9 protein-coding genes and 1 pseudogene are annotated in these 7661 nt (G+C 43.3%); 3 read left to right on the forward strand and 7 right to left on the reverse strand.

The annotated features are described in order from the left end of the window. Both PX481_RS13950 and PX481_RS13955 read right to left on the reverse strand, forming a co-directional pair. Positions 1–296 (reverse strand): annotated as a pseudogene (locus PX481_RS13950) (DUF4351 domain-containing protein); the annotation flags it as partial. 140 nt (positions 297–436) lie between these two features. Further along, a complete protein-coding gene (locus tag PX481_RS13955; RefSeq protein ID WP_002762830.1) occupies positions 437–1195 on the reverse strand; it encodes a sulfite exporter TauE/SafE family protein in 759 nt (252 codons plus the stop codon). 362 nt (positions 1196–1557) lie between these two features. Between PX481_RS13955 and PX481_RS13960 the strand changes: the two genes are divergently transcribed. After that, positions 1558–2445, forward strand: a complete 888-nt coding sequence (locus tag PX481_RS13960; protein ID WP_002762832.1) for a lipid kinase — start codon at positions 1558–1560, stop codon at positions 2443–2445. Positions 2446–2447: 2 nt separating this feature from the next. On the opposite strand, the gene PX481_RS13965 is transcribed toward PX481_RS13960, so the two are convergent. Together PX481_RS13965 and PX481_RS13970 are read right to left on the reverse strand one after the other, a co-directional pair. Then, on the reverse strand, positions 2448–3503 hold the full coding sequence (locus PX481_RS13965; protein ID WP_288094780.1) for an amino acid ABC transporter substrate-binding protein: 1056 nt from the start codon (positions 3501–3503) through the stop codon (positions 2448–2450). A gap of 36 nt (positions 3504–3539) precedes the next feature. Continuing rightward, positions 3540–4280: a TIGR00297 family protein gene (locus PX481_RS13970; RefSeq protein ID WP_002762834.1), complete on the reverse strand. Its 741-nt coding sequence runs from the start codon at positions 4278–4280 to the stop codon at positions 3540–3542. A gap of 44 nt (positions 4281–4324) precedes the next feature. On the opposite strand from PX481_RS13970, the gene PX481_RS13975 reads away from it, so the two are divergent. Beyond that, positions 4325–5029, forward strand: coding sequence for a cytochrome b/b6 domain-containing protein (locus tag PX481_RS13975; RefSeq protein ID WP_288094781.1), 705 nt, complete (start codon positions 4325–4327; stop codon positions 5027–5029). A gap of 15 nt (positions 5030–5044) precedes the next feature. Here the strand turns inward: PX481_RS13975 and PX481_RS13980 are convergent, their stop codons facing one another. Next, complete coding sequence (locus tag PX481_RS13980) at positions 5045–5284, reverse strand: 2Fe-2S iron-sulfur cluster-binding protein (RefSeq protein WP_190357805.1); 240 nt, start codon at positions 5282–5284, stop codon at positions 5045–5047. A 9-nt stretch (positions 5285–5293) separates the two neighbouring features. Continuing rightward, positions 5294–6769: a cobyric acid synthase CobQ gene (cobQ, locus tag PX481_RS13985; protein WP_288094782.1), complete on the reverse strand. Its 1476-nt coding sequence runs from the start codon at positions 6767–6769 to the stop codon at positions 5294–5296. Positions 6770–6820: 51 nt separating this feature from the next. On the opposite strand from cobQ, the gene PX481_RS13990 reads away from it, so the two are divergent. Next, positions 6821–6991, forward strand: coding sequence for a hypothetical protein (locus PX481_RS13990; RefSeq protein WP_288094784.1), 171 nt, complete (start codon positions 6821–6823; stop codon positions 6989–6991). Positions 6992–7079: 88 nt separating this feature from the next. Here PX481_RS13990 and PX481_RS13995 read toward each other — a convergent pair whose 3' ends face one another. Further along, positions 7080–7481 (reverse strand): Npun_F0494 family protein, encoded by a 402-nt coding sequence (locus PX481_RS13995; protein ID WP_012267958.1) that lies wholly within the window; start codon positions 7479–7481, stop codon positions 7080–7082. Positions 7482–7661 lie beyond the last annotated feature (180 nt).

Raw genomic sequence — 7661 nt, forward strand, 5'->3', positions numbered from 1 at the left:
AGAATTGCGGTAGATGCAGCCAGATTACTTTGTTCTCGACTATCGCTGATTTGCTCGATTTCTTGGGCAATTTGCCGCAGTAAGTTTTCTTGTTTCTCAGCTTGAGCAAGTATGGCAAAAGGAAACAGTCCGGGAGCCTTTAATAGGGGTTCCGAGGGTTGTTCCCAGAGTCTAATCACTTCAAATTGATGAGAGGTTTTCCCTTGTTTATAATCATTCTGTCGGACTTTGGGGGAGTCACTTTTCCTTAGATAAATAACCACTTGATGGAGTCGTTCCACACCCACAATAGGCATCTAAAATTATGTCTCCTTTATTCTCCCCCCCCGAATTTGTCAAGTATTCTCCGTTTTTTATTGATGAACACGGAAAAAGCCAATCAGGGAGAGACTAGAAAGGTTAGAAAGTTGAGATTTAACGAGTCCGTTGATGCGGTCTAAGAGCAAGCGCGGATGAAGAAATAAATGGCCATCAGTAGCAGAAAAATATAAAAAGTAATCCGCACCAATCGATCCGGTAATTTCGGTAAAAAACGAGTGGTTACTTGTACACCTAGGGAACCACCGATACCTAAAATAATCCCTTGTAGATAAAGAATATAACTGGCTTGGGCATGAGCGAAACAGGCGGCGATCGAATTGAGTAAAACCACACCTAAACTGGTGACAATGGCGATTTTGATCTTTTCTGCCAAAAAAATCATTTGTAGTGGCACCATGATCGCCCCACCGCCAATTCCGAAAATACCGGCTAGAAATCCAGCGATTCCTCCGGTTAGCAGACAGGCTAGATTAGGATTCAATCTAATGGCAGAAACTGGCTCTTTTTGGCTTAAATTTTGCTTGAGATTGGTTAAATAGATATTGAGCAGTAAAAAACAACCAAAAGCCGCTTCTAGGAGGTGTTTGGGGCTATATTTGACCAGATAGACCCCGATAAATGCCGTAAAAATCCCGGGTAAACCTAAGAGGAGAACTCGCTGCCATTTGAGGGAACCTAATCGCCAATTTTGGAGCGTACCTCCTAGGGAAGTGAAAACGATCGCTAAACTGCTGGTAGCCACCGATTCCCCGTAACTGTGGCCCAAATTTAACAGGATCGCCACGGAGATAGTGCCACCCCCAATACCGAATAAACCCGCTAATAAGCCCGAAAAAACGCCCGTTATCAGTAAAATCAAGTAATTGTCTGCCATTATCTTCGTTTCATGGCCTTGAAGGGTCTGAATTTGCTATCATACATAGGGGCAATGGTAGAACATTTTCTCGAAGAAAGGGCTATTAACTAAAATTTAGTGATCAATGGGGCTAAATTATTGACAATCACCTGATATTTTTTCTGATTTAATTAGGGTTTGCTGAAAAAATAAGGGCGAAGGATTCGGATAGAAAATCTACGGTTTCAGCGATAGGTTATGCCCGAATGCTTCGCCCCTAAAGGACTTGCACCTGTTTCGCAAAACCAGCCACTAAAACCCTTACCTCGTCTATATTTCACATTTATTCAGCAACTCCTAATTACATAACCTTTATCCCTGCACTGCTGAGAAACTTACCTATGACTAAAAGAGCTTTACTACTAATCAATCGTCACTCGCGCAAGGGTAAAGAAAACTTTGCTCAAACTGTTGATCTGCTCAATAATTGGGATTTTGAAATTATCAGCGTCCCTTTGAAAAAGGTAGAAGATATACCTTTTTTGCTGGAAAAATATCGCTCTAGTATTGATTTAGTTATTGTCGGTGGTGGCGATGGGACTCTTAATGCTATGGCGGATATGTTGGTAGAAACTCAACTGCCTTTAGGCATTATACCTCTGGGAACGGCTAATGATTTAGCCCGGACTTTAGGGATACCGAATTCTATTGCCGAAGCCTGTCGAATTATTGCGGAAGGTAATTTAAAATATATCGATCTAGGTTGGGTAAATAATAAATACTTTTTCAACGTGGCTAGTTTAGGATTAAGTGTGAAAATTACCCAAAAACTGAACAAGGGTTTAAAGCGACGTTTGGGGATTTTGGCCTACGCTTGGACAGCTTTACAGGTATTAAGTAAAACTCGTCCTTTTACCGCTATGATCGGTATTGATGGCCAAAATATCAAAGTTAAAACCCTACAAATAGCGATCGGAAATGGTCGTTATTATGGGGGAGGAATGCCGATCGCTCACGATGCCCAAATCGACGATCAAAGGTTAGATTTATATAGCCTAGAAATTGAACACTGGTGGCAAATTTTCCCGCTTTTATGGACATTACCGCGAGGACAACAGGGTTTATTATCTTGGGTGAGAACTCTTAAGGGGAAAGAAATTCAAATTCAGACTCGTAAACCCCATAGTATTAACACCGATGGCGAAATTACTAGCACTACTCCCGCCATGTTTCGAGTTATTCCAGCGGCCATAGGGGTCTATATTCCCCGTCAGGAAACACAATCTTAAAACTAACGAAAAGGAGGAGAATACAATAAACCCCCCTTTGTCCAAAGATTATTTAAACCTCGATCGAGTTGTAGGGGTTTACCGATTTCCCGCTCATAAATTTCACCGTAATTACCCACCTGTTTTAAGACTCTTTGGGCAAAATCATTGGGTAAACCCATATCTTCGCCTAACTTCTCATCAATACCCAAAAAGCGCCGAATACTGGGGTCTTTGCTATCGGCAAAAGTGCCAATATTTTGGGAGTTAATCCCAAATTCTTCCCCTTGAATTAAACTAAAAACGATCGAGCGGACGGCATTCGACCAAGCGGGATCACCATCGGCCACGGCCGGGGCCAAAGGTTCCTTAGATATTACCACTTCTAATAATTGATGATCCTGCGGTCGGGGAAAAACCGAGCGCCGGGCCACCAATTGGGAGCGATCGGAACTGACAGCCTGACAACGCCCCGCCTGATAAGCTGTATATAAAGCCTCCACATCATCGGAAACGATCGGTTTATAACCTTGCACTGCCGCTTTTGCCATGGCATCGGCCAGATTTTGTTCTGTGGTGGTTCCCGATAGCACACAAATGGACTTTCCGCTTAAATCTTCTAATTTCTTAATATTACTGGCTTTCGTGGCCATGATTCCCTGACCATCATAGAAAACCGGGGTGATAAACTCCATCCCCAGAGCGGTATCCCGGTTAATCGTCCAGGTGGTGTTGCGACTGAGGATATCCACTTCTCCCGTCTGTACGGCAGTAAATCTCTCTTGGGGGCTAAGTTTACGATATTCGACTTTGGAGGGATCATCAAAGAGAGCAGCCGCAATAGCTCGGCAAATTTGCACATCTAAGCCCGAATATTCGCCTTTTTCATTAACAAAGCTAAACCCAGGCACTTCTCCGTTAATGCCACAAATTAACTTACCGCGATTTTTCACCGTTTGCAAGCGGTCAGCACTGGGACTATTTGCAGTGTTAGAACTAGAATTCGGTTGATTTTCCGTCCCACAGGCAGTAATTAGCAGTAACAGCAGGGACAATGCACAAAAACGCCACTTTAGCATAGATATTCTCTGAAAAATTTTTTTAGTCACTTAACTTTAGCTGAAAGACCAGAGCAAGCTTAACAGTATAGCTACGATCGCACCGATAACCGTATTGATCACATTGACCAATTCATTAGTTAACCACAGAAAGCGAGTTTGTAGAGTAGCTCCGATGAGACTTTCGATATTGGTGGCGATAAATGCCGCAATTACGCACCATAACACACCAAGAAGATCGATCGCACCGATAGCCCATGCTAACAGGGAAATAGCCGTGGCTGCCAACAAACCAGCGATCGTTCCTTCTAAACTAACAGCACCTTCTGTTCCCCGGGGGACGGATTTAAAATTAGTGATTAGATAAGTAGTTTTACCATAAGCTTTGCCCACCTCACTGGCAGTAGTATCGGCTAATTTGGTGCTAAAACTAGCCACATAAGCGAGTATTAAGAGGTAATCCCAGGGAGAAGCGGCAAAAAGACTTAGGATAGCGCAAATTGCCCCCGCTAAAGCGGAACCCCAGACATTTTCAGGACCGCGCACCCCCGCTCTTTTTTCGGCAATTCCCTCCGCTTCCTTGCGTGCTAAACCGATGCGGGTGACAGTAGAACCGACGAGGAAATAGAATAAAACAATTAGATAACCGCGCCATCCCAAGCTTCCCCAGACAATCACCCCTAAAACCCAAGCATGGAGATAACCCATCCGAGTTAAGAGCTTTTTTGGGGCAATCCAGGCGATTCCGAGGAGGACGGTATTGAGAAGAACAGCGACGAGCCAAGGATTAGTTAACATAGTATCTGGGCAAGTTTACATCCCCCATTGTATCGATCGAGTTCATGAAAACTAATCAACCTTATCAACCTCTTTTACTGCGAATTCTGCACGGATTCACGGGAATTGCCCTCATTGCCGCCATGGTTACGGCCTATTGGACCTATGATACTTTTGACGGTCGTTGGTTAAAACTGCCTTTACCAGAATATCGAGAAATTGAAAGTATTCACGGGACTTTTGGCCTCTATACTCTGATTATTTTTCCCGTTTTTGCTATCTATGCTTTTCGTCGCGGCAACAAAAGATTAATTCAAAGTGATTCTCTTAACAAATTAACCCAATTTGGTAAGCCGATTTGGTGGTATAGTCTCCATCGTTTAGTCAATACTTTGACTCTTTTTGCCCTAACTTTTGCTTTGTATAGTGGCCGGATGATGGATTCCAAATGGCTACCAGAAGGGGAATTAAATCACTTTTGGTATTATGCCCATTTGCTCAGTTGGTTAATTATGGTAGTATGTCTAGTGCTGCACCTGCTCATGACTGCTAAAGTGGGAGGAGTTCCCCTGTTATTGTCTATCCTTAAATGGGGTTTTCGTGAACAAGATAGCCCGAAATTATGGTTATCTCAATTACGTCAATGGGGGTTAAGTTTGCGTCTAGCCAATAGTTTTCAGTGGCTACAATCTCTTAACTTATATAAAGTCTTAGAAATTGTTGTTTTATTGGCTATTATAGCAGCTTGGATTATTCCCAAGTTTGACTAGATCTAAGGGAGCAACCTACCAAAGCGGATCGGAGTATAAATGAACAGTTAAAGAATCTCGATCGCCGGGGATACCAGTAATACAACTGCAAATTTGAGTACCATCATCTAATTCTACCTCGCAAGCGTGACAGGAACCCATTAAACAGCCGGTAGGAATGTCAATTCCTGCTTTTTTTGCCACATCTAATAATAGTTCTCCGGTTTCCGCTTCCATGATAATATCATCAGGTAAAAAACGCACTGCAATAGTCATAATTTCTCCTTACAAATGAGCAAAAATAGGTGTAAGATTTAAATGTTCTTCCAGTAAATTAGCCATAGCATCTAGGGTTATTTCTCTTTGTTCACTATAGTTAGCAATTCCCGTCGGCAAAGATAATAAACCGCGACGCTGACGCAGATGATTTAACCAAGTTCTTCGCCAAGAACCATTATCAAAGATACCATGTAAATAACAGCCCCAAATTGAGAGAGAATCATTGACAATTCCTAGACTAGCATCTTCCTCGAACATTTTTTGATAACCTGATTCACTTTCCCATTCGCTTATGCCTTGGTGAATTTCGTATCCCATTACCGGTAAACCAGCTTGGGGATAATTGGATAAAACTTGTCGTTGACGGGTAATTTTTTCGGCAGTAATTACCGTTTTTAAGGGCAGTAAATTTAAGCCAGCTGCCTCACTTTCGTGACCTTCTCGATGGTCAGGATCGAGGATTAATCGCCCTAACATTTGCAAACCACCACAGATGCCAAAGATAATACCTCCCCTTTGGTGATAGGCTTGTAATTGATTAGCCATACCACTTTGATTAAGAGCAATTAAATCAGCGACAGTGGTTTTAGAACCGGGGATAATTACCCCATCGGGATCACCTAAAGATTCCTGTAATTCTAGATAACGGACATTAACCGTTGCTTCACCACAGAGAGGGTCAAAATCAGTAAAATTAGCGATATGAGGCAGACGAATGACACTGATATTTAGTTCAGCTTTGGGTTTTTGGGCGGGGCGATCGAGTAAACTAAGAGAATCCTCGGCACTTAAAAAGATATCACTATAGGGAAGAACTCCCAAAACGGGAATTTTTGTGTAATCTTCTAGCCAAGTAATCCCCGAATCTAAGAGAGATTTTTGTCCGCGAAATTTATTGATCACAATACCTTTAATTAAAGCTCTTTCCTCCGGTTCTAATAATTCTAACGTACCGACGACGTGAGCAAAAGCCCCCCCGCGATCAATATCCACCACTAAAATAGTAGCGGCATCGAGATATTTAGCCACCCGCATATTAGTTAAATCGCGATGTTTGAGATTTATTTCCGCCGGACTTCCCGCACCTTCACAGACAACTAGATCAAATTCTGTTGATAATTTAGCCAAAGATTCTTTAATTGCTTGCCAACCTTGGTCAAAATAATTCTGATAATAATCCGCTGCCGTGGTGACACCCACAGCCTTGCCTTTAATAATCACCTGAGAGGTCATATTTCCCTGGGGTTTTAATAAAATTGGGTTCATTTCTAGCCGGGGAATTGTCCCCGCAGCCCATGCTTGCACCGCCTGGGCGTGACCCATTTCTCCCCCTCCGGCGGTAACATAGGCATTAAGGGCCATATTCTGACCTTTAAAGGGTGTTACCTGCCAACCTTTCCGGTTGAATAAACGACATAAAGCCGCAGTTAAAAAAGATTTACCCGCGTGGGATGTTGTCCCCACTACCATAATTGCTTTCATCTAGTTTTTTGGGTTGAGTATTGAATTTTTATGAATTAGGAATTAGGAATTATGAATTGGGAAGTGGGGAGATGGGGAGATGGGGAGATGGGGAGATGGGGAGATGGGGAAGTGGGGTGTGGGGTGTGGGGTGTGGGGTGTAGGGTGTGGGAATTGGGGAAGTGGGGAAGTGGGGAAGTGGGGTGTCGGGTGTGGGGTGTGGGGTGTGGGGAGAATAAATAAAATAATCTCCTATCTCCTGACTCCTGACGACCGACTCGGAGAATCCTGACTCCTGACGACCGACTCCCGACTCCTCACCTTAACAGCATTAAAAAGAAAACCAACGTTGCAGAGTATTTAAAAATCTTTGCCAGAAAGTGGGTTGAGGGAAAAAGTCCCCTTGGGGTTGCCATTTTTCTATTAATTTCCTCCCCAAAGGAGTGAGACGAAAACTATCGGTTATCCCCTGTCCATCTACTTCGCGCCGCAAAATTCCCACTTTAATCAACCAGAGAAGATAGCTTTCCGCTGCCGCTTCCGTCAGCAGTCTGGAAGTATAACCTTTTTCTAAACCCCCAGCACCCGGAATGCTTAAAAGTGATACACTTCGCTCAAGCATAGCGGCGAATAGGGTGACACGGAAAGGAGAACAACAGAGGGCGCGTTCGGCCCTAGTGATGGTAGCATCAGGATAATTGATGGCGGTAACGGTGGCAGTCGATAGGCTCATAGATTCCGATCGTTTAGCTATGGATAAACTCATTGTTACATTAATTCTGCGTCAACCCCTGTCAACCCCAATCACCGATAAAATAGGGATGAAGTGTTAAGTAGCTTGAGTGTTTATGCAGTCTCCCGAACCGTTCGATACTAAATATACCCCAGAGGAAGTGGAAGTGGAAATCGAAAC

This window comes from Microcystis sp. M53603_WE2, assembly GCF_030065435.1.

Coding starts and splice junctions, on each gene's coding strand:
- PX481_RS13990 (WP_288094784.1), top strand. CDS start 6,821: ATGAATTGGGAAGTGGGGAGATGGGGAGATGGGGAGATGGGGAGATGG.
- PX481_RS13965 (WP_288094780.1), bottom strand. CDS start 3,503: ATGCTAAAGTGGCGTTTTTGTGCATTGTCCCTGCTGTTACTGCTAATT.
- cobQ (WP_288094782.1), bottom strand. CDS start 6,769: ATGAAAGCAATTATGGTAGTGGGGACAACATCCCACGCGGGTAAATCT.
- PX481_RS13995 (WP_012267958.1), bottom strand. CDS start 7,481: ATGAGCCTATCGACTGCCACCGTTACCGCCATCAATTATCCTGATGCT.
- PX481_RS13970 (WP_002762834.1), bottom strand. CDS start 4,280: ATGTTAACTAATCCTTGGCTCGTCGCTGTTCTTCTCAATACCGTCCTC.
- PX481_RS13980 (WP_190357805.1), bottom strand. CDS start 5,284: ATGACTATTGCAGTGCGTTTTTTACCTGATGATATTATCATGGAAGCG.
- PX481_RS13960 (WP_002762832.1), top strand. CDS start 1,558: ATGACTAAAAGAGCTTTACTACTAATCAATCGTCACTCGCGCAAGGGT.
- PX481_RS13975 (WP_288094781.1), top strand. CDS start 4,325: ATGAAAACTAATCAACCTTATCAACCTCTTTTACTGCGAATTCTGCAC.
- PX481_RS13955 (WP_002762830.1), bottom strand. CDS start 1,195: ATGGCAGACAATTACTTGATTTTACTGATAACGGGCGTTTTTTCGGGC.